The organism is Blautia sp. ZXY-1-B12 (genome assembly GCF_056339915.1).
This window is the reverse complement of record NZ_JBWJVP010000249.1, coordinates 1-19915: the sequence shown is the minus strand read 5'-3', so window position 1 is coordinate 19915 and position 19915 is coordinate 1. Positions and strand designations below refer to the sequence as shown.

Annotated in this window: 22 protein-coding genes and 2 pseudogenes; 16 read left to right on the top strand and 8 right to left on the bottom strand. The window is 41.9% G+C overall.

Annotated features, from left to right (window positions below; all coding sequences use genetic code 11):
* Nucleotides 1-895 precede the first annotated feature (895 nt).
* The 3 genes from AC075L_RS17680 (at nucleotide 896) to AC075L_RS17670 (ending at nucleotide 3169) form a co-directional block, all read left to right on the top strand.
* Entirely contained in the window at nucleotides 896-1018 is a 123-nt protein-coding gene (locus AC075L_RS17680) for a hypothetical protein (protein WP_476387974.1), read from the top strand.
* 680 nt (nucleotides 1019-1698) lie between these two features.
* Nucleotides 1699-2847 carry a tyrosine-type recombinase/integrase gene (locus AC075L_RS17675; RefSeq protein ID WP_476387973.1) on the top strand — a complete coding sequence of 383 codons (1149 nt, stop codon included), beginning with the start codon at nucleotides 1699-1701 and terminating at the stop codon, nucleotides 2845-2847.
* A 79-nt stretch (nucleotides 2848-2926) separates the two neighbouring features.
* A complete protein-coding gene (locus AC075L_RS17670; protein ID WP_476387972.1) occupies nucleotides 2927-3169 on the top strand; it encodes a hypothetical protein in 243 nt (80 codons plus the stop codon).
* Between the two features lie 144 nt (nucleotides 3170-3313).
* Here the strand turns inward: AC075L_RS17670 and AC075L_RS17665 are convergent, their stop codons facing one another.
* Entirely contained in the window at nucleotides 3314-3631 is a 318-nt protein-coding gene (locus tag AC075L_RS17665; RefSeq protein ID WP_476387971.1) for a hypothetical protein, read from the bottom strand.
* Nucleotides 3632-3735: 104 nt separating this feature from the next.
* On the opposite strand from AC075L_RS17665, the gene AC075L_RS17660 reads away from it, so the two are divergent.
* Entirely contained in the window at nucleotides 3736-5415 is a 1680-nt protein-coding gene (locus AC075L_RS17660; RefSeq protein ID WP_476387970.1) for an RNA-guided endonuclease InsQ/TnpB family protein, read from the top strand.
* A gap of 104 nt (nucleotides 5416-5519) precedes the next feature.
* On the opposite strand, the gene AC075L_RS17655 is transcribed toward AC075L_RS17660, so the two are convergent.
* A complete protein-coding gene (locus AC075L_RS17655) occupies nucleotides 5520-6089 on the bottom strand; it encodes a hypothetical protein (RefSeq protein ID WP_476387969.1) in 570 nt (189 codons plus the stop codon).
* A gap of 197 nt (nucleotides 6090-6286) precedes the next feature.
* Here AC075L_RS17655 and AC075L_RS17650 point away from each other — a divergent pair, with 197 nt between their 5' ends.
* From AC075L_RS17650 to AC075L_RS17630, 5 genes and pseudogenes are all read left to right on the top strand, one after another.
* The gene (locus tag AC075L_RS17650; RefSeq protein WP_476387968.1) at nucleotides 6287-7012 is read left to right on the top strand and encodes an AlkZ-related protein; all 726 of its coding nucleotides are present in this window, start codon (nucleotides 6287-6289) and stop codon (nucleotides 7010-7012) included.
* A gap of 9 nt (nucleotides 7013-7021) precedes the next feature.
* The gene (locus AC075L_RS17645; protein WP_476387967.1) at nucleotides 7022-7600 is read left to right on the top strand and encodes an SOS response-associated peptidase; all 579 of its coding nucleotides are present in this window, start codon (nucleotides 7022-7024) and stop codon (nucleotides 7598-7600) included.
* Nucleotides 7601-7638: 38 nt separating this feature from the next.
* A pseudogene (locus AC075L_RS17640) lies at nucleotides 7639-7800 on the top strand (DUF4186 family protein); the annotation flags it as partial.
* Nucleotides 7721-7993 (top strand): DUF4186 family protein, encoded by a 273-nt coding sequence (locus tag AC075L_RS17635; RefSeq protein ID WP_476387975.1) that lies wholly within the window; start codon nucleotides 7721-7723, stop codon nucleotides 7991-7993. The pseudogene AC075L_RS17640 and the gene AC075L_RS17635, both read left to right, overlap by 80 nt.
* A gap of 181 nt (nucleotides 7994-8174) precedes the next feature.
* Nucleotides 8175-8654, top strand: coding sequence for a hypothetical protein (locus AC075L_RS17630; RefSeq protein WP_476387966.1), 480 nt, complete (start codon nucleotides 8175-8177; stop codon nucleotides 8652-8654).
* A gap of 46 nt (nucleotides 8655-8700) precedes the next feature.
* Here the strand turns inward: AC075L_RS17630 and AC075L_RS17625 are convergent, their stop codons facing one another.
* The 6 genes and pseudogenes from AC075L_RS17625 to AC075L_RS17600 all read right to left on the bottom strand — a co-directional run bounded on the left by AC075L_RS17625 (nucleotide 8701) and on the right by AC075L_RS17600 (nucleotide 13200).
* Nucleotides 8701-9753 (bottom strand): Ig-like domain-containing protein, encoded by a 1053-nt coding sequence (locus tag AC075L_RS17625; protein ID WP_476387965.1) that lies wholly within the window; start codon nucleotides 9751-9753, stop codon nucleotides 8701-8703.
* A complete protein-coding gene (locus AC075L_RS17620; protein ID WP_476387964.1) occupies nucleotides 9731-10096 on the bottom strand; it encodes an Ig-like domain-containing protein in 366 nt (121 codons plus the stop codon). Before AC075L_RS17620 ends, AC075L_RS17625 begins: the two co-directional genes overlap by 23 nt.
* Before the next feature lie 62 nt (nucleotides 10097-10158).
* Nucleotides 10159-10611 (bottom strand): YolD-like family protein, encoded by a 453-nt coding sequence (locus tag AC075L_RS17615; RefSeq protein WP_476387963.1) that lies wholly within the window; start codon nucleotides 10609-10611, stop codon nucleotides 10159-10161.
* Between the two features lie 28 nt (nucleotides 10612-10639).
* A pseudogene (locus tag AC075L_RS17610) lies at nucleotides 10640-12110 on the bottom strand (Y-family DNA polymerase).
* Nucleotides 12111-12123: 13 nt separating this feature from the next.
* Nucleotides 12124-12390: a hypothetical protein gene (locus AC075L_RS17605; protein WP_118630525.1), complete on the bottom strand. Its 267-nt coding sequence runs from the start codon at nucleotides 12388-12390 to the stop codon at nucleotides 12124-12126.
* Nucleotides 12391-12411: 21 nt separating this feature from the next.
* Nucleotides 12412-13200: a helix-turn-helix domain-containing protein gene (locus AC075L_RS17600; protein WP_476387962.1), complete on the bottom strand. Its 789-nt coding sequence runs from the start codon at nucleotides 13198-13200 to the stop codon at nucleotides 12412-12414.
* A gap of 266 nt (nucleotides 13201-13466) precedes the next feature.
* Here AC075L_RS17600 and AC075L_RS17595 point away from each other — a divergent pair, with 266 nt between their 5' ends.
* From AC075L_RS17595 to AC075L_RS17565, 7 genes are all read left to right on the top strand, one after another.
* Nucleotides 13467-13769: a hypothetical protein gene (locus AC075L_RS17595; protein WP_476387961.1), complete on the top strand. Its 303-nt coding sequence runs from the start codon at nucleotides 13467-13469 to the stop codon at nucleotides 13767-13769.
* A 78-nt stretch (nucleotides 13770-13847) separates the two neighbouring features.
* Entirely contained in the window at nucleotides 13848-15164 is a 1317-nt protein-coding gene (locus AC075L_RS17590; RefSeq protein WP_476387960.1) for a hypothetical protein, read from the top strand.
* A gap of 248 nt (nucleotides 15165-15412) precedes the next feature.
* Nucleotides 15413-15913: a DUF6465 family protein gene (locus AC075L_RS17585; RefSeq protein WP_476387959.1), complete on the top strand. Its 501-nt coding sequence runs from the start codon at nucleotides 15413-15415 to the stop codon at nucleotides 15911-15913.
* Between the two features lie 27 nt (nucleotides 15914-15940).
* Nucleotides 15941-17119, top strand: a complete 1179-nt coding sequence (locus AC075L_RS17580) for a fibronectin type III domain-containing protein (RefSeq protein WP_476387958.1) — start codon at nucleotides 15941-15943, stop codon at nucleotides 17117-17119.
* 214 nt (nucleotides 17120-17333) lie between these two features.
* Complete coding sequence (locus tag AC075L_RS17575; RefSeq protein ID WP_476387957.1) at nucleotides 17334-18212, top strand: hypothetical protein; 879 nt, start codon at nucleotides 17334-17336, stop codon at nucleotides 18210-18212.
* 23 nt (nucleotides 18213-18235) lie between these two features.
* Complete coding sequence (locus AC075L_RS17570; protein ID WP_476387956.1) at nucleotides 18236-19252, top strand: DHH family phosphoesterase; 1017 nt, start codon at nucleotides 18236-18238, stop codon at nucleotides 19250-19252.
* A gap of 78 nt (nucleotides 19253-19330) precedes the next feature.
* Nucleotides 19331-19534 carry a hypothetical protein gene (locus AC075L_RS17565; protein WP_476387955.1) on the top strand — a complete coding sequence of 68 codons (204 nt, stop codon included), beginning with the start codon at nucleotides 19331-19333 and terminating at the stop codon, nucleotides 19532-19534.
* Nucleotides 19535-19915 lie beyond the last annotated feature (381 nt).

Here is a 19915-nt window from a genome sequence, read left to right as displayed (position 1 = left end):
GATCTGCGGATGCTCTCCGTGGAGGAATTAAAACGGGGGAATGGGTTCCCGGATGATTACGATATTTCGCATGATTCCAGGTGGCACCGTATCCCTACGAGGCAGCGTAAATTGGGAATGCGGTCGTGCCATCCATGAGTAAGGCGATCGTTTCTGCTAACTGCCCTTATCTGTACCAGCATGACAGGGTTCCTTTTGTACAGGTATCCCAGCAGCAAAACGGACAGTTTTCTTTTGCATAAGACAGCTCGGCTGTCTTTTTTGTGGTATAAGAATCAAAAAAACCTTTATGCTAAAAAAACAACAGGAGTTATTGCTTGTTTATAGTAAAGATTATGGAAAGGAGTACCGTAAATGAGAATATTTGCATTTCTCCACCCAAAGAAACAGGCAGCTGCACAAGAGCAGGTGCTGTAGGAGGAAGGACCGTATTCCCTATCAGAAAGCCTACAAAAACGGTATCATAAGACTGGCAGATCAGACCTATGCCAAAATGTATGCAGTGCCGGATACACAGAAGAGTTAGCAATAGAAAAAGATGTTTTTAAATCTTTTGGTTTCATTTTGGCACCAGAATACATATACAGCAGACAGCGTACTGCAGGAATATTGCACAGCGGAGGAAATTGGTACAGCTGTTTTATAGTTTTCATTGTTTGAGCAGAAGCGGTCAGTATTGACACTGCCAGACAGATTTTTAATGACATTAACACAAAGATCGTGGAATGCGGTGCAAATATCGTGCCTCTTACGCAGACATTTTCTGTTTTGTATGACACTTATCATATGGAGCCAACTCTTTCCGTCGATGAGAATATGTGGCTGATGTGGCTTTGCGGCTGGAAGAGGATCTGACGTCGGAATCATTCTGTGGAAATGTATGCGAGTAAAAGGAATGAGTTCGAAGGAATTTCTGGTACCAAAACGCTGGAGTTCTTCAAGAGATGATGCGAGAGTCGGGGATATGTACGCAAGAGTCTTAAAGATCGAACCATTTTCGCTTCAGAAACCCTGGTAAAAGCCTTGATGGCTCTGGATTTCTCTACCATCATCAGTATGCACTGTGATGGAATGGACGGTAGATCTGGCAGAAAGAAAAGGGCGAAAGTCCTGGAAACAGAAAGGGCATGATCTCCTGACAGCCAACAACTGGATTGTTTTTAGTAATGAAAAATCATTTCTTTTCTGTAACTACAACCGCAGTAATTTTCTTCAGAAGATAAGAAACGATTGGATGAGAATACGGAGCTGTTCCAGTCACTTTTGGCGTTTGCTCCGTAAGCAGAAATTCTGTATTCTCCACATCCTCAGGAAGCAGGTTTTTGGCAAGTGCTCCATGTGGGATCTGCCGCCGTCGTCTTTAACGATGTCTCCTCCGCAGCATTTCTTTTTCAGAATGATCCTTGTGGCAGCTTATCCTGAACATATTTTCCCCAACACCAGTAATGTCGTATAATAGACATTATACAAAAGCAGAATATCTAAATCGTCGCACTGCCGCGTTTGGAGTATGAAGTGGACATAATCTGCCTGTTTCACTTGGAATATAGTGGACAGGATTTCCTATGCCCCAAAGACAGATGACAGGCTCAAGCAATTAAAGACTTTATATCGCCAGGATCAACTTACGATAAAGAGCATCGGAACAATGGTTCCGATGTTTTTTATATATCAAAAAACGAAAGGAGACTTAGTATTATGCCACAAAAAGGAAAAAACATCTACCAGAGAAAGGACGGGCGCTGGGAAGGAAGGTACATCAAGGGAAGGACGGAGACCGGAAAAGCTGTATATGGATATGTCTACGCTCTTACCTATGAGGAAGCAAAGAAAAAGAGAGACGAAGCAGCAGATGGAGTGAATCCGGAAAAGTTAAAGAAAAATGTCCCAAAAAAGGATTCCGCGGAGGCTGTTGCCATCGAATGGCTTCATTCTTTAAAACCGCAGATCAAAAAGTCCACGTTCTGCAAATATCATACCTTGGTCTACAGCTATATTATTCCAGAACTGGGACAGAAGGATATCAATGACATTTCTGTCATCGATCTTCAGGTTTTCTGTGATAACCTCTTCTCCACTACCAAAACCCGGTCAAAGCCACTGTCCTCAAAAACAGTATCCGATACCATGTCTGTCATGAGAAGGATCCTTCATTACGCCTATATCCATGGATATCAGCCAGCCTGTAACGGCAGGGAGATTGTCATTCGGAAAACAGCACCTGATTTTGTCGTCCTCTCTGCATCTGACCAGAGGATTTTGTGCAAGTACCTGTTTGAACATAAGTCCCACAGAAATCTCGGTATTCTGATGTGCCTGTTTACAGGAATCCGAGTAGGAGAGCTCTGCGCACTGAAATGGGAGGATGTATCATTGGAGAAAAAGAACGTATATGTCCACAAAACCTTGCAGCGGTTGAGCAACTATGCTACGGATGGACCAAGATCCTACATCGAAATATCCACCCCAAAAAGCAAATGTTCCCTCAGAAAGATCCCGCTTCCGGATGCACTGATCGATTACATCCAGAAAAACTATCCTGACCAGCATGGATATGTCCTCACATCCAGTCAAGAAAAGTATCTGGAACCACGTACCATGCAGAAACATTTCCGCCTGATTCAGCAGAAATGCGGTCTGGATCCAGTTAAATTTCATTCGTTACGGCACACGTTTGCCACACGTTGTGTAGAGCTTGATTTTGACATCAAGAGCCTGAGTGAGATTCTGGGACATGCCACTGTAAATATTACCTTGAACCGATATGTGCATCCTTCCATGGAATTAAAGCAGCAGAACATGCAGAAGATGTCAGCCTTGATGGAGGATATGTCTAAGATTCCGTAATATTCATATTGTACATGAGGATCCGCAGTATTATACTGAACATATCAAATATTTCGATCGTAATACAAAGGAGGTTCTAATGAGCAGAGTACATGGCCACAACAAGTTTATGAATACTACACGCTATGATAGTTCAGTTACCGGTCCATCCAAAATGACAAGGATTCATTCTCCCAATGAGGATTACCACAAGGCATCCAGTCTATCCTCGTGGCTTTTCATGAAATACGATATGAGCTACAAAACTTACCGAAACAAAGCCAAGGCACGAAGAGATGAATTAAGAGCAGAATACAATGCAGATACAGGAAGAGATATGTGAAAACAATTACTGATGATTCTTATGTCTTGTTTAAGGCTGCATATTTTCGACGTGGTGATAAATCAAAACATGGTGACCTTAAGGGAAATCCCCAAGTCTGAAATCCTGCCAGTATATGAAAAAGTATGGAGAAGGTAAGATCAGCTAAAGTCTTTGGACGAGGCGGATAAATACCACAAAGAGCATGATATATCGCAGCATTCCCATCTCAGCAAAAATTTTAAAGTCTTTGCCATTGATCGGAACGATAGAACCATTATCGAATGATGCGTAAAACCGCGGCCAACCAACAAGGTTGTCCGTCGGATGTAAGCATCGGTTTTCATCTTTTACAGATCTGCCGGACTTTTCATAGTTCCTCTTGTGATATTCTGTCCTCCGGGATCCCATGTATTCCCGGATCTTTTTCGGTATAACCTTTCCGGTAAGATGTTCCTTAACCGATCCCGTCTGAACGCACATCAAACTTGCATTTATCCATGATATATGCTATACTATGAACATAGTAAAGAACTGATGTTCTAATTAACCTGATAAGGTTTTCAATGAGAAAGGAGGCGTGTCTCATGCGTACATGGGCGATGGATTTCATTCCTGCCAAAAACAAAACAGAGGCTGCGGTCTGTCAGTATTTCAAGACAGACACCACAGATTTCAAATGTATGTATAACACTGCCAATTTCTATATCAGGAATACCATGACCGGGTTAAAGAAATCTCCGGAAGAACGCACGCACCTGGAGACAGAAGTCCTTCACTACGTTTTCACGGGTATCCAGAAAGCAAACGAAGATATCGGACCGAAACAGATGGCAAGGATCCTGCGGGACCTCAGGTCTGCAAAGGCTGGAGGAATGCAGTGTGCCGTCCGTGCTTATAAGCTGACCCTTCAGGAACCGTTCCGGTATCCGACCAGGGAGAAATGGTTCCTTTCTTACGGTGTACTGGATGCCATCTTCAAGTTTACGGATAACCCGGTCTATAAGCGTATGAACAGCCAGGTCAACCAGAATGCCATTCGTAAGGTAGTCTCTGCCTGGACCGGGTATTTTGAACTGCAGAAGAAGTATCGGGAAGATCCCCTGCACAATGATAAACCAAAGATCCCCGGATATCTCAAAAATACGGAAAGTACCGCATGGTTCTCCTCCCAGACGGCAAAACTGCAGGAGGAGGACGGAAAGTACTGGCTCATGTTTGTAAACCTAAAGGAACGGGTATGTATCGGAAGCACCTCCCTGTATAAGGGGATGAAGTATGTAAAAACGGAGATCAAGCCGGTATATGGATACTACCGTATCCTGGTCACCTTTGATGATAAGATAAAAGCAGAGGAGCCTCCGGAGTCCCCGAAGCGGATCCTGGGGCTGGACCCTGGTATGGGGAACTTCCTGGCAGCAGCAAACAATTTCGGAGGGGTCCCGTTTGTGATCCGCGGCGGTGCCATTAAGTCCGCCAACCAGCGGTTCAACAAGAAACGGGCCGCCCTGATCTCCTCTCTCACCAAAGGGAAGGACAGTACGAAGTCCGTTAAATACAGCGAACAGCTCAATATACTGAGCCGGAAGAGGGAAAACTTTCTCCGGGACTATTTCTATAAATGCGCATGGTATGTCTGCCGGTATGCCCAGGCAGCAGGGGTGGAAGTGATCGTCATGGGGCACAATAAAGGACAGAAGCATGGGATCTCCCTTCTGGACAGCACGAACCAGAACTTTGTGTCCATCCCTTATACAAAATTCATTACTGCCCTGACATCTGTTGCCACAAAATGCGGTATTGCGGTTGTCCTGACCGAGGAAAGCTACACTTCCCAGGCCAGCCTGCTTGACATGGATGAGATCCCTGTCTATTCCAAAGGGAATACAGGAGGATACACGTTTTCCGGCAGGAGAGTGAAACGCGGGCTGTACCGTTCCGGAGACGGGATCCTGATCAATGCGGATATCAACGGGGCAGGGAATATCATCCGCAAGGAGTATCCGGATGCCTTTGCCGGTCTCAATGACCTCTCTTACCTGTACACTACAACTATGTCTGTTGGATATAAGGATCTGTATAAGGAAGCAAAGGCTCCTAAGAAAAGGCCCTGCCGTTTCCATAAGGAAGGAAGATCAAGCCGGGTCCGTTACAGGGAAAGAAAGGAACTGCGTACGTTTTACCGGGAACTCTGGGGAGACACCAAATATATCTGGAAGCCGGAGGAAAAGACCGGACAGGAAGGATCAGAAGATAAGGCAGCGTAAGCCAGGTAATCCCCGTCACAGGGGATAGAGGGATAGTGTTAGTCCTGCGAGGCGTTTTTTACCTCGCGAAGAAGCCGCGGCCAACTCGTAGAGTTGTCCGTCGGTCAATCACCTACGTCTTCAGATTTAGCCCAGCCTTTTTCAAAATACCACATGCAATGTTTCTTTACATGCCATCCGTTTTTTAAATTGAATGTAACTTTTGCTTTTTTATTGGCAAATTTTGAATAAGGTATTACCCGGTAAGCCTCTGTATTAAAATGTCTTCCAGCGATAGTTGATTTTCCGATTTTTACAGATACAACCGGATTGGTATATTTTCTTACAACAAGATTACATTTGCGAGTTTTGTTGCCGCTTTTTGCAGTAATAACAGTCTTTCCTGTCTTTTTGGGGATAACATTTATAAAGGAGTAATCGAACGATACATCGGCAACAGACGGATTACTACTACTTATGGAATTTACTTTTCTACCTGATTTATCAAAAAAACCTAACTCAGCAGATGTAAAGAAGTGTTTTATTGCAGAATTTTTTATTGTCTTTCCAGTATATAGAGTGACGGTTTTTTTGCCACCAAAATACTCTGGTGTTCTGGCCTGGACTGGAACTGCTGATAAAACCATAATAAAAATCAGCGAGACTGTTAAAATCTGTTTTAATACTTTTTTCATGCTTTTCCCTCCTGTGTGTATTTACAAATACTATATCTCTTAATGTTATACTCTTAAACATCAGAAATTCAAGCTGTTTAAAAAAAGCACTGTTAAAAATGTCATCAATTTTTTTCGATAAAAAAAATATATATCTTTGTCTTACTCTGTTAATATATGGTATACTTAAGACAGCAAAATACAGAAAGGATAAAGCCATGGGAAACGAAGCAGGAGAATGGATCATTCATGGAGTAACATGGGATAATCCAAAATGCATCCACGATGTGGATGAAGCGGTCGAATATATCAACCGGGTTGGTTTTCTTCCTCTTTTCAAGAATGAAATTCCGGGATTTTCTCTGGAGGAACGGACAGTGGCAGAATACTGGTGGTCTGATGATCTGGAGAGGGATCCGTGGAGATGGAGGATTGCCATTGCAAAAAGACATGATATTCTTTACGGAAAATTCTTTGCAAAAAAAGCCGGGTTTATTTCCAAAAAATGGCTGCCGGTATTTGCCAACTACCGCAGGGACGGCTATGATTTTGATGCTCTGTTTGAGGATGAAAAAGCATCGATCAAGCTCAAAAAGATTATGGATCATTTTATGGAAAATGATGCAGAAATCTACTCCTACGAATTGAAAAAATTGGCTGGATTTGGAAAAGATGGCGAAAAGGGATTTGACGGAGCCATTATCAGCCTTATGATGCAGACATATCTGTGTAACTGCGACTTTCGGAAAAGGATCAATCAAAAAGGCGTGGAGTACGGCTGGGATGTGGCGGTGTATTCTTCTCCGGAACACATTTACGGATATGACTATGTCACTTCCTGCTATAAGGAAGATCCGCGGACATCCTGGAAAAAAATTGTTGATCATATGAAGCAGCTTTATCCAGAAGCCGCGGATATACAGATAAGAAAAATTCTTAAATAGGAGAGAACTATGTGTAGCAGATATTACATTGATCCCGGTATGACGGAAGATATTTCCAGAGTGGTACAGAACATAGATGGGAGGATCCGGCTGGTACAAGGAGATATCCGTCCGACCGATGTCGCACCAGTCATTGGACAGTCAGAACACGGACTGGAACTGGGTATATGCAGATGGGGATATCCCCTGTCAAAAGGCAAAAATCCGGTCATCAATGCAAGGGTGGAAACCGTCATGGATAAACCTTCTTTTCAGAACGGAATCTTATATCACCGGCTGTTGATTCCGGCAGATGGTTTCTACGAATGGAATTCCCTGAAAGAAAAGAGTATCTTTACCAGACCAGATTCTTCTGTGCTGTACATGGCAGGGTTCTGTGACTGGTTTGAGAATGAACGAAGATTTGTGATCCTGACTACCACAGCGAATAATTCCATGAAAAAAATCCATGATCGTATGCCTTTGATCTTGGAAAAGGAGCAAATCGCAGACTGGTTTGATAATAGCAAAATGCCTGTACTTCTGCACCAGACACCGACTCTGCTTAACCAACAGACGGAATATGAACAGCAGAGTCTGTTTTCATAATATAAAGCGGTGAGTTTTTATGACAAAGGAAGAATGGTATAAGCAGCTGTTCGAGAGACTCTGGAAACTCCAGGTTTCGAAGCAGGTTTCATCTTAAGCAGAATGATATTGATTATATTTATGAAAAAGGACTGGATACAATCCGGAAACACGCAGAGGATTTCATTGCAAAACGGGAGGCTCCTGCATATATCCCCAATGATGGGAAGCAGACACCCATGCGCGGACATCCGCGTATTCATCGCACAGCATGCCACTGCGACCTGCTGCCGGGAATGCATCCGCAAATGGCACAAGATGCAACCCGGCCGGGACTTGAGTCAGGTGCAGCAGGAGTATCTTATCGATGTGATCATGACATGGATTAAGAGAGAATTGGAAAACGCACGGTAAATGGAAGCGTTACCTTAATTTTTTCTTCATAAGACCCATTCCTGTTTGGTTTTTATTTCTGTGATTTCATATTCGCCCTGGTCAAGGTTTTTAAAGCTTCCAAATCCGTATTTCGTCCTTGTTTCCATATAAATCCAGTAGTACAATATGTTTATAAACATAAAGGAGGAATTTGATCACTATGAAGAGAAAAAGGTTTTCCAGATTACTATTCTTGATGCTGGCTATTATGATCACTGTTACACTTTACCAGCCCACTCAGGCTGCTTCCGGTAAATACACCGGGACCTACACAAAAACATGGTCTGTTTCAAGCAATATGTCAGTCACCATCAAGCCAAGCTATTCCGTCATTGTAAATAAGGTTACCAGTACAAAAGTCCGGCTTCAGCTCGAAAAACTGGGAATAAACGGTTCGCCTATCTATGCGACTGCTCCTATTACCGCAAAACGTAAGGGAAACACGGTTTCTTTTAAGTGGAACGATACATGGGGAAATTCTGGTACCGGAACATTAAAATTATACAAAGGATATGTCAAATTGAAAGTAAAACAGACTCATAATGCCAGGTGGAATCGGAGCACTCTGGATACAAACGGTAAATATATGAAAATCTACCGTAAGAGTGGTAATACAAAAATGGACAATATAGATTTATAAAAGCAGGGCAGAAACAGTTTTAATGCTGTTTCTGCCCTTTGTTTGGTTAATAGATTTTTGTCATTTTGGAAGTATCCATGAAATTTATTTTCTGGATTTCTCCAATATCTCCGGTACTCACGTCCGGACAAAACGTGTAATCTTTTGACTGGTTCCCAATAGTCACACGGGCATACCAGTGTTCGCTCCAGTTCCCGTCGTAATAAAGGTTGCTGATCTTGTCGAAACCACCGATCTCTTTGGCTATGGAACACAGGATTGTTGGGGTTGTAAGGGAATCAAACCGCCAGCTTTTGAACCATAATTCATTACTCGGCTCCGCGGCAAAAGTATAGAGATAAGTTCCGTCATTTGCAAGATATCGTGGATGTTTCTTTTCGATGTAATCTACAGCAGCCTGCATGCGTTCAAACGGATTCATGCCTGCAGCTGAGGACTGCCGTACGATTTCCTTGACTGCTTTTTTGTACTCTGTTTCATATTCCTTTATTTTACAGGGAATAGATGCAACACATTTTGAATTTTCCATCAGATTAATATAATTTTTCCCTTTACATGTGCCAAATAAAGTATCTCCCGATCCTGGATCACTGAAACCAATGCTCATGATATATCCGCCATCAACTCTTGCAACTTCCAGATCGTCACGGATCTCGAGATAATTGACATCTGCAAATCTTCGGACCCCCTCCACATATTTGTATACTCCATTTGAGGTTTTCCAGTCAAGGGAATTGATATCAGGATTATCTGTTTTAATGTAAATGACTCTGCTATATTCAGCATACCAGTCGTCCTTATCAAGACCGTCCAGAAGATATACTTCATATTTGTAATCACTTTTTTGGATAACAGGCGTTGTACATCCAGTCACACATACATAACAATAACGGCTCAACTTGTTTCTGTCTGCCGCAGTGATCTTGATCTTACAGGTCCCATTGCTCAAAGCTGTAATGGTCCCGTTCTTGGATACAATTGCGATAGATTCATCAGATGACTTAAAAGTTAATTTTTTGTTATAGGCGTTCTGCGGATATAAGGTCGCTTTCAGTTTAAACTTTTTCTTTGGGCCGTCAGATATCCACCCATCCTTCATTGGGAATGATCGCCTGTACCGGAATACGAACGGTGATGACACAGTGGTATTTTTTCTTCCCTATCTGTGCGGTGATCGTTGTCCTTCCATTGGACTTTGCCCGTATTCTTCCCTTTCCGGTCACAGATGCTATACGTGGATTGGAAGAAGTCCAGTTTCCATCTCTGATCTTGCCGTTGATCTTTAAGGTATATGAATCCCCGATGTACATGGTTTTTCTGGTCACATTTGTTGCTGCCTGCGGTCTCGATGGAAGAAACCATATGATGCAGCAGAAAATGAACAGATAAACAAAATGCTTGATAATATAATATCGCGCATTTTTCTTTTGTCTTTGGTACATAATAATCCTCCTTCTTTTTGACTATAGTATACCTGAACCAGCAGCTTGCAGCAATCCAATTCTTAATATTCTGTGACCCGAATCTGCAGGATATCCCCAAACGCGATCTCTATAGGAATATCCTTCTCCAAAGCCCCAACCTCCGCGGCCTGCAGATAAACTACCTGCTCAATGGGATCAATGCGAAGAACCACTCCTTCAATGTCTTCATAAAAACCTTCCTTAAAATACCGAATGATAACCCGCATTCCTTTTGTTACTTTCTGTAACTGTTCCGATAATTTTCCCTGCTCCTCATCGGATAACTCAATCCTGCTGCCTTTCAGATGGTCCCGGCCTTCAGAGCGGATCTCTTCCTCGTATCCGCGGAGAGCCGCAAAAGGAGAGAAGATCTTTGCCCTGTTGTTGATGTCCATCCTTGTATGTCCCGGAGGAATTTCTGGACGGGATGAATATAGGATGTCTCTGTATTTTTTCTGAACCGCTTTGCCTTCCACAGTATTTTTGTAATCCATAACCTTACCTCCAGATTTCGCTCCTCATTTATTTCGCTTTGTGTCCGCCAATCTGCTCATTGCGCTCCCGCATGGTAGCCCCGTCTAAATAGTTGGTCCCGCGCAGGACTGCATTTTTTCCGAACTTTTTCTTGATCCCCAGCATCGCTTCCTGAAGCTGTTTTTCTTTCTCTAATTTCTTCGTGTCTGTAAAAAAGGTCGACCTGGAAGAAACCATCATCCTGCACAACCCGGTTTGCAGATAAAGTGATCCTGCGGATAGTAAGGTTTTGGTCTGTGATCCGGTCAAACAGTGCTGTGGCGGAAGAGATCAGGATGCTTCCAAGATTTGTAGGATTGTCCAGTTTTATAGAACCATGGGCCCCTTTGGGGACAGCCCTGCCATAGTGGTCAATGTGCACCGGGCCTTTATAGATACCCTTGTCACAGTTTTCCCTGTCATATCCCACATCCAGCGTTATGCTGTCCGTCACAAGGTGTTTGTCTGTAAGCTGGAGTACCAGACTGTCCGTCATCTCCATAACGATGATCCGGGCTTTGCTATATTCATAAGGGCAGGAGAGTACCTGGCCTTCCGAGATGCTGTTCATGGAAGGCTTATAGCTTTTTATCTCTTTGATCCCACATGGCTCCAGTCCCCATGCATGGTCGATAAGGATCTCTGCATCAATTCCAAACACCTGGTAGAGATAGTCCTGGGAATGTGTGCTGTACTGTGCCAGCTCACCCATGGTATGGATCCCTATCTTATTTAATCTTCTCACTGTTCCCGGACCGGTCTGCCAGAAATCTGTGAGAGGCTTGTGATCCCAAAGCAGATAACGGAAAGAGTCCTCGTCAAGCTCTGCGATACGCACCCCGTCCTGGTCCGGCTCCGTATGTTTCGCCACGATGTCCATTGCCAGCTTTGCCAGATACAGGTTTGTTCCGATCCCGGCAGTAGCAGTGATCCCGGTCGCATACAAGACTTCCCGGATCATGGTCTTTGCAAGGTCATGTGCGGTCATCTTATAATGGGAGAGGTAGGAAGTCACATCGATAAACACCTCATCTATACTGTATACCACGATATCCTCCGCAGCCACAAACTTCAGGTAGATCCCATAGATCTGCCGGGACAGTTTCTCATAATACTGCATCCGCGGAGGGGCGACCAGATAGCCTACTTTTAATGACGGATCTGCTGCAATAGCAAGGGAATCATAGGAAGTGGAAGATAAGCTGGGCTTTCCGTCCTTTATCAACGCTTTCTTTAATCTTACCGCATTGTTCAGCCTTTCCACATTGACTTCACGTACTTTCTGCACAACCTCAAACAGCCTGGCTCTTCCCGGGATCCCGTATGCTTTCAGGGATGGGGAAACTGCCAGACAGATGGTTTTCTCCGTCCTGCTGGAATCTGCCACGACCAGGTTTGTGGTCAAAGGGTTAAGATGTCTGGCAGCACATTCCGCGGAGGCATAATAACTTTTCAGGTCGATCGCAAGGTATATCCTCAAATTGCTTCCCTCCTTATGCTGTCTCTACAAACCAGCGGCCGATCCTTCCGGCAAACCGCGGATCGATACGCTCAAAAAACAGATGCTTTTCCTGACCATTGATCAGGACTGTGAAGCAGTCTCCGCGGAAATCCGCAGTTCCGGCCGGGCTGTAATCCCGCACCTGTTCAATTGGAAAAGTGCGTCCGTCCGACCAGGTAATGGAAGTGGGCTGCATATATCCTGTAGAGTCAAACTCGGAAGTCACCTTAACGTATACTTTTTCACTATTTTTCTTCATTCGTATCCACTCCTCAATAAATCAGCTTAATACGCGGCCTACAATGAACAGATCATCGTCCGGCTTTACATGGACATCACAGTCTGCCAGATCACGGTTAAGGGAAAATAGGGTAACGGAAGGGTAGGTATCTTTTTGTATTGTTTCCTGATACTGTTTGATATATGCGTTTCCATTATATACAAATACACCGATCTCACCCGGATACAGTTCCTTACACTGTTCTACAAATACAATCTGTCCGGATACATACCGCGGAAGCATACTGTCACCGGAAACACGGATGCCAAAATCTGTTCCTTCCGGGACATTATCCGGGTTAAAGTCAATCATTTCATAGTCCTCACCGTTTAAGAAGGACCCGCTTCCAGCTGCCGCGGGAGTCATGAACACCTTTACCGGGATTGTAACTGGCATACTGCGGCGGGTATGTGGGGCGTATTTCCCAGAAGCAATCAGGGTTTCCTTAAACATCTGCAGAATATTCAATCCCTTCTGGCTCAGTTCCGGAGTGTAGTCCTGTGGTTCCGGGTTGCATCCGGTAAAATACTCCAGCATATCATTGATCCCGAAAATATGGCTCAGAGCCAGAAGTTGGTATGGATTGGGAAGTGCTTCCCCCTTTTCCCATTTACTGATCGAAGCAGGGGAGATGGAAATATTATAAGATGCCAGTTTCCCTGCCAGTTCCTTCTGGCTCATTCCGGAAGAGATACGTGACTGTGCGATCTTCTTCCCCAAAGTATTCTGTTCTCTTAATTCAGATGCATCAAATGCGTCGGTATGAATGTTATGTATTTTTGAATCCAATTTCCTTCCTCCTTCCAAACGTACATACTGACTCTGCGGAAAGTTTGCATTTACGGCATAAATTGTATTGTTTGACATTATTATAATTCTCATATTTTTCGCTGTCAATGGTATTATCGAATATTGCGACTGTTTTTTTAAGATTATTGTCAAACAATTTTAAATAATATAGCCGTTTTTACAAAATCAATCGACATTATGTATTGTTATTTGTAATTTGCAAGTGTATAATTAAAAATATCAAAACACAACAAGGAATCATTGCTATGACGGAAGAGAAACAAAAATCGTGTCAATATGTAGATACTTATAAAAAGTGGAAACAATCTGATGCAATCGCTGTAGTTAGGTTTGGATTTGGCGTTGATGATGAGCATATAAATGGAATTCTCAGGACGCTGGTTGATAGTGATAATAAGAAAGTTATTGCTGTAACTCTTGATTCATATGAAGAAGATGGAAGGATTATAAAAGGCATTTGCCGAAAACTTAAAGTTGCAAATAGTTCAAATGCAAAACTGATACAGGTGGATTATTCAGGAGTTGTTTCGGGAACAGATAAAAAATGAACAGATCATCTTGCTTAAGTTGACCACATTGGTGTCAGACCGCATGAAGAATATTAATAAGAAGGAAGGTAATATTTTATGAAAAAAGAACTTTACAGACATATTTTAATGTTTGGGATGCTGGTGTTTTTTGCAGGTATTCTGTTTGGGCCTGTAAATACTTATGCCCGGGATGGTGGTGCGAAGTATGAACAGGAATTTAGCCAGGACACGAAGCCTAAGGCCTGGTCAAAAAAGACAGGGGAGGTATTTTGCGATTATTATCTGGATATTTATCTGGAAATTTCAATGAAAAATAAACCGTCGATCTCAAAACTTCGATATTATGGAGAGATATCAGAAAAAATACATACAATGAAATTGCCGGACAAATGGAAATATGATAATAAATCCAAGACATGGAAAATAAAAGTCAAATTAAATCCTGTGTATGGATTCACATATTTTTGGGTATATGATACAAGTAAATATTCTCACGAAGTGACATACAAAGTAATACCGGAACTGGAAAAGAAAATTGGAACATGGAATATTTCAGATGACGCAAAAGGTATTTTGATTAATTGGAAGAAGATGAAAGAATGCTATCTTAGTATAGAAATTTACAAATCCGTGTCTGAAAAGGGAACTTACAAAAAAATTAAAACTGTAAATATACAAGACGGAAAATATGTTGATAAATTGGTGCAAGATGGAAAGAGTTATTATTACAAATTAAGATATTGCTATCGAACGAATTCAAGAAAGCTTATTTCTGCATTTACTAAACCAGTAAAATTTAAGTACGAAGCGGATCCTATAGTTTATCCGCCTGAAAGAATCACTGCGTTGCAGGCATATAAAAGTTATCTGAATACGGTCTTATCACAGCATAAATTAAAAGTTCTTGAGGCATACAACATTGATCAGACTACATGGACAGAGAAATGGATCAGTAATATTGATGTAAAAAATATCCGGTTCAGTATTGTGGATCTGAATATTGGAGATGGAATACCAGAATTATTGCTAAAGACTTCAGAAAATCCATATCAATATCTTGCTTATAAATATTATGGCGGAGAAATAGTTTGTTTCCAGGCTGGAAAACATGAGGAAATCTTTAAAATAAGTGGCGGAAAAAATATATTTGTCAATGTACATTCATGGAAAGAAGAAACTTATAATTATTGCGTTATGAACGGCAAATACGATCGGACGGTAGCAAAAATAATAAAATCTTCGGTATATAACAGTAACGTCCCGGCGTATTATATTGGCAATAAAAAAGTGACAAAAAGTAAATTTGATTCTTATATGAAGAATAAGTATAAAGTTACAAGTTCAACTAAATTATCGAATAATAGTTATAGTAGCTTAACACGAAAAAATATCAATACAATACCGAAGCAATAATTATTGGCAAGACAGATAAAAATATGCTATCCCATAAGTATTTTCAAGGATGAGTTGACAATTATGTCCCGTAACTTCCTGAAAAAAGTTACACTCAAAAAATGGCAGACTGTAAAAAACCTGTTACTGTTCAATAATATCCACCAGACATTGCCAAAACAGAAGATTTGTAGTATCCTGTTTCCATAAGCTGCCCGTTTCTTCCAACTGCGGAACCGGACAACTGCAAATATAAGGAGGCTACTATTATGAGAAAAACAACAACCGCAGAAAAGACATCTACTGTGAAGACATCCGAGGCTCCTGCAAAAGAAACAGTAACAAAAGATGAGGTTACGGGAACCAAAAAAGAAACTGTCGAAAAACCGGTCAAAAAGCCAATCGGAAGACCGAGAAAGAAGGCTGCGGATACCGAACAGAAAAAGGCACCTAAGACGACTGCTACAAAGAAAACGACCAAAAAGACTGTTACAGAAGAAAAGCCGGCTGAAAAGATTGAAGAAGCTTCAACAGAAGTTGTCGAAAAAAAGGTACGAAGAACTGCTAAGAAAGAAGCGGAGGTATATATTCAGTATCTCGGAAAGGAACTTAGCACAAAAAACGTATTAGAAAATATCAAGAATCTCTGGACTGGCGAAATGGGCCGAAAAGAGAAAGACTTCAAAGATGTTAAGGTCTACATCAAGCCGGAAGAGAACAAGGCATATTTTGTGATCAACGGTAACGAAACGGGATATATCTGGCTTTAAAATCATAAAAGCGAAAGAAGAAAAAGTATGAAAAAAAATCGTTTAAGATGTACTCTTTTTTTAACTATCCTTACTATTCTGATGCTCCTTGCAATGTCTGTATCAGCGCAGGCTGCAGGAGTAAAAACTCCCGGTAAGGTAACTGTCTCTCATGTTAGATTAGCTGGAATCAGCAATGTAACTGTTTATTGGAAAAAGACCAAAAATGCTACAAACTACAGAATTTATTATAAACAGGCAGGTGCCAAGTCATGGAAGGGAATTGCAACTGTGGGCGCAGGAAGAACCAGCTATACACATAATTCCAGTACTAAGAATCCACTTGTAAGCGGAAGTAAATATGTTTACACAGTGAGAGCTTATAACCGTTCTTCTAAAAAATGGGGTTCTTACAATAAGAAGGGAATTGCAATCAATATACCAGTTGCTCCGACTCCAACACCAACTCCTTCAGAAGATATAGTAACAGTCCAAGGTGTTACCTTTGATATGAAGTATTTTCCCAAGACAACATCGGTAAGAGACAGAATGGAGTGTCTTTCTGTAATACCAAAATCCACGATTGTCCCGACAGACATTACATATGAAATTGCAAACGGAACGGCACAGCAGCTTTGTTCCCCCGAAACCCCAAACCTGCATTTGATTTCTGGGACGGAATACGAATCTGATTACTATGTATCAGATTGGAAACACATGATTGCATATATAAGAACATCTTATGAACCCGGAATGTATTATGAACATAGAGTAGAGATCTATAATCAGCTGCAAACTGGTACTTTTCCAATCAGCGTCTACTACAAAAACACGCTGCTTCGAACCTGTCAGGTATCGGTAATCACCACAAATAAAAATGCTGTAAAAGATAGACAATGGATCGATACTATTGAGCGCAACGCTTGGACAGACGATATGTCTGTAATGGAAAAATTAACAGCTATTAAAGAATATATCTATAATAATTACACCTACACAACCGATGGGATAATGTGTAACGCAGGAGCAGAGACTCTTCTGTTTGCCGCCAGAGATCTTGGACTTCCTGCAAGATACCGTTTCGTAGGACTACAGTATGACTACGAGAAAGGCTACGGTGATGTTTACTATCATTTTGGTTCTGCGTATTGCTTTGGCCATGTATGTACAATTATCACAATTGATGGAAAAGAATATATCATGGAAACCCAGGGACATGAGGGTTAAAGACTGTATGACAAGAAACTCAGATGAAGATAATTCATCTGGGTTTTTTATAACTTTCGTACCAAAATCATTTTGCGTTTTTTGACTGTATGATAATTTCATCCAAACATGAGACAGGTTTGAAAAATTATGATAAAATTAAAAAAACAAAATACCTGGATTTCAATGACTTTGAGTCAGAATGTTTGTAAAAACGAAAAGAGAGGAATACATCATGAAAGCGAGAATCGAAAACAGATTTCTGAAAGAAGTAGAGTTGATCAGGCGTACTGCACAGGACGAAAAGATGTTCTGGCTTATCTCTCCGCAGAACTATAACAACCTGTTCTGTATTTCCCTGACAGAAAGCAAACATATGGGGGAAGATGAATTTCTTTTCAGCTTTAATGAAAACGAAGGAGAAATCAAAAACAGACAGATTAGATTTAAGGAAGAACTTGCCGAAAAATATCTCCATGAAGTATATCCGGATTACACCGGAGAAGAGGAGGATGAATACGAGGAAGAGTTTCCGATCCCGGAAAGTATGAAACAGGATTTTTTCGAATCCTCGGAATATGAATACTATGTAGAAACTGCAAAGGAATTGATCAAACGGATCCAGAAATACCTGAATAAACCCGAGGATGAGAAGATCTACGTGATCAATAAACAGAATCATCTGCTCATTTCGTATGACGACAAAACAGAATCTGCTGATGACTCCGAATGGGGGAAGGAATATGCTCGTACCCTCCGGCACTTCGAAATCCTTAAGGCAAAATTAAATGTATCCAGAGAGCATGCTATCGATACCTTTGATCGGCTGACAGAAAGCGACACGAGGATTCTGGATAAACTATACCATCTACATGAGCTCAACCGGATCGTATGTCTGGGAATGTATTATGTTCTTATTGAGGATCGTTTCGATTACTTTGTAAATCCGGATGGCACATTAAAAGAAAATGTGGTATTTGAGAAGTACGGAACAGAGGATCATCTGATGGTCAGACGCGAAGAGGACGGAGTTATCTATAATCGCGGGATTGCATGGGATGACAAACACGCCTACAAGATCCTCGAATATGAAGACAAGAGAGTAATCTGTTAAGAAAACATTTTGGGAGGTAACAAATGACAGAGTTTAGTTTTGATCAAATATTTATCCGGATCATGCAGGAGCATAACCTAGATACTATAGTGCTCCTGGGGCATCTGAACCCGGACGGTGATGCAGCAGGTTCAGTGATGGGGCTTGCTCATTATATCCATTCCAATTATCCGCAATACAGGGTATTTCCATATCTTGCCCGAACACTGGAACGCGGTCCGAAAAAGATGGTCGTGGAAGACAAGGTGTTTACTCCATTTGAGAAACCGGATGTGTTGGGAAAACCTTATTGTGTCATAGTCTGCGACAACGCAACGCTGGAACGCATGATCGGACGGGAATATTACCAAAGTGCCACGGCCAGCATTGCCGTTGATCATCATGCCTCCAACGAAGGATACGGAGATGTAAACTGGACAAAAGTCTCCGAGGCATGTGCCGAAAATGTATACCACATGCTTTCATCTAAACTTCTTCAAAAGGCTGCTGAAAAAGAAGCATATCCTAATGCCGCGGATTACATATACCTTGGCATCCTGCACGATACCGGAGGACTGGCAAGAGCAAACCCGGAGATTTTCCAGGTCATGTCGAACCTAATGTCCATGGGAGTTAATCACGGCAGGATCATGAAAACCATGAACTCTGATACTCTGGACACACTATACAAAAGAGCAGATATCCTCCGCAGCGCAGTCCGTGCGATGGACGGTAAAGTTGCCTATGTCATTATGGGACAGAAAGAAATTGCTGAAAAAGATATCTCTTATGAAGACATCCATTGTATCAGCACGATCCTGCGTGACTGTGATGATATTGAACTCGGATTTACCATGTATGAAGAAGAGGAAAACGGCTGGAGATGCTCCTTCCGATCTGATGGTAAATGGATCAATGTAAATGAACTGCTTCAGCCTTTTGGCGGTGGAGGACATATCTCCGCGGCTGGATTAAAATACCGGACTGACAATGTGGAAGAATTAAAGGAACAGATTTTAAACCGAGTTGAAAGGCTCAGGATATTACAGAATATCTTGTAGGATGTCTGTTTAGGAATCTATGTAATTGTATAAAAACAAAACTTTCTGTGCAACCAATATATGAAAGATGTGAAATCTATGAAAAATACCGAAATTGCCGAAAAAGTAAAAAGCGCAATCATAAAAGACTTATTTGCTGATGTGGATACTCAGAAATGTGCTATTGATATTTTTCTACAAAACCCAAAGGCATTTGAAAAAACAGCAAATATTCTAAATAAAGAGTCTATTTCATTTTTGAATAAATGTCATCAGCAAGTCAGCTTCTCGGCTATAGAATAACCGAGCATGCAGAAATGTATGGATCAGTTATCTGTAGTACCTGAAAGGGCATGCTGACTAGACTAAGCGCAACGGAACTTACAGCTTCCATGCTGTGAAGGATACCATTAGTGCTACGTCCCGGATATCAATACCCGACCCGGTGGTACCCAAGCCGGCACAGGGTTCAGGCAACGGATGTCTTCCCGGAGAAGAAGATACCGACCTGGTGCAGGAAGTATCCGGAACATTGTCGAAGGGTGAACACTCCCCTGTGGGAGGGCAGGACTTTTGCGTACCTGCCATAATAACATAAGGAGGGACCAGCCATGAGTGTGTTCGTGGTAGGGCTGAACGGATGCCGGCTGATGCCTGTATCTGAAAGGAAAGCCCGTTTATTAC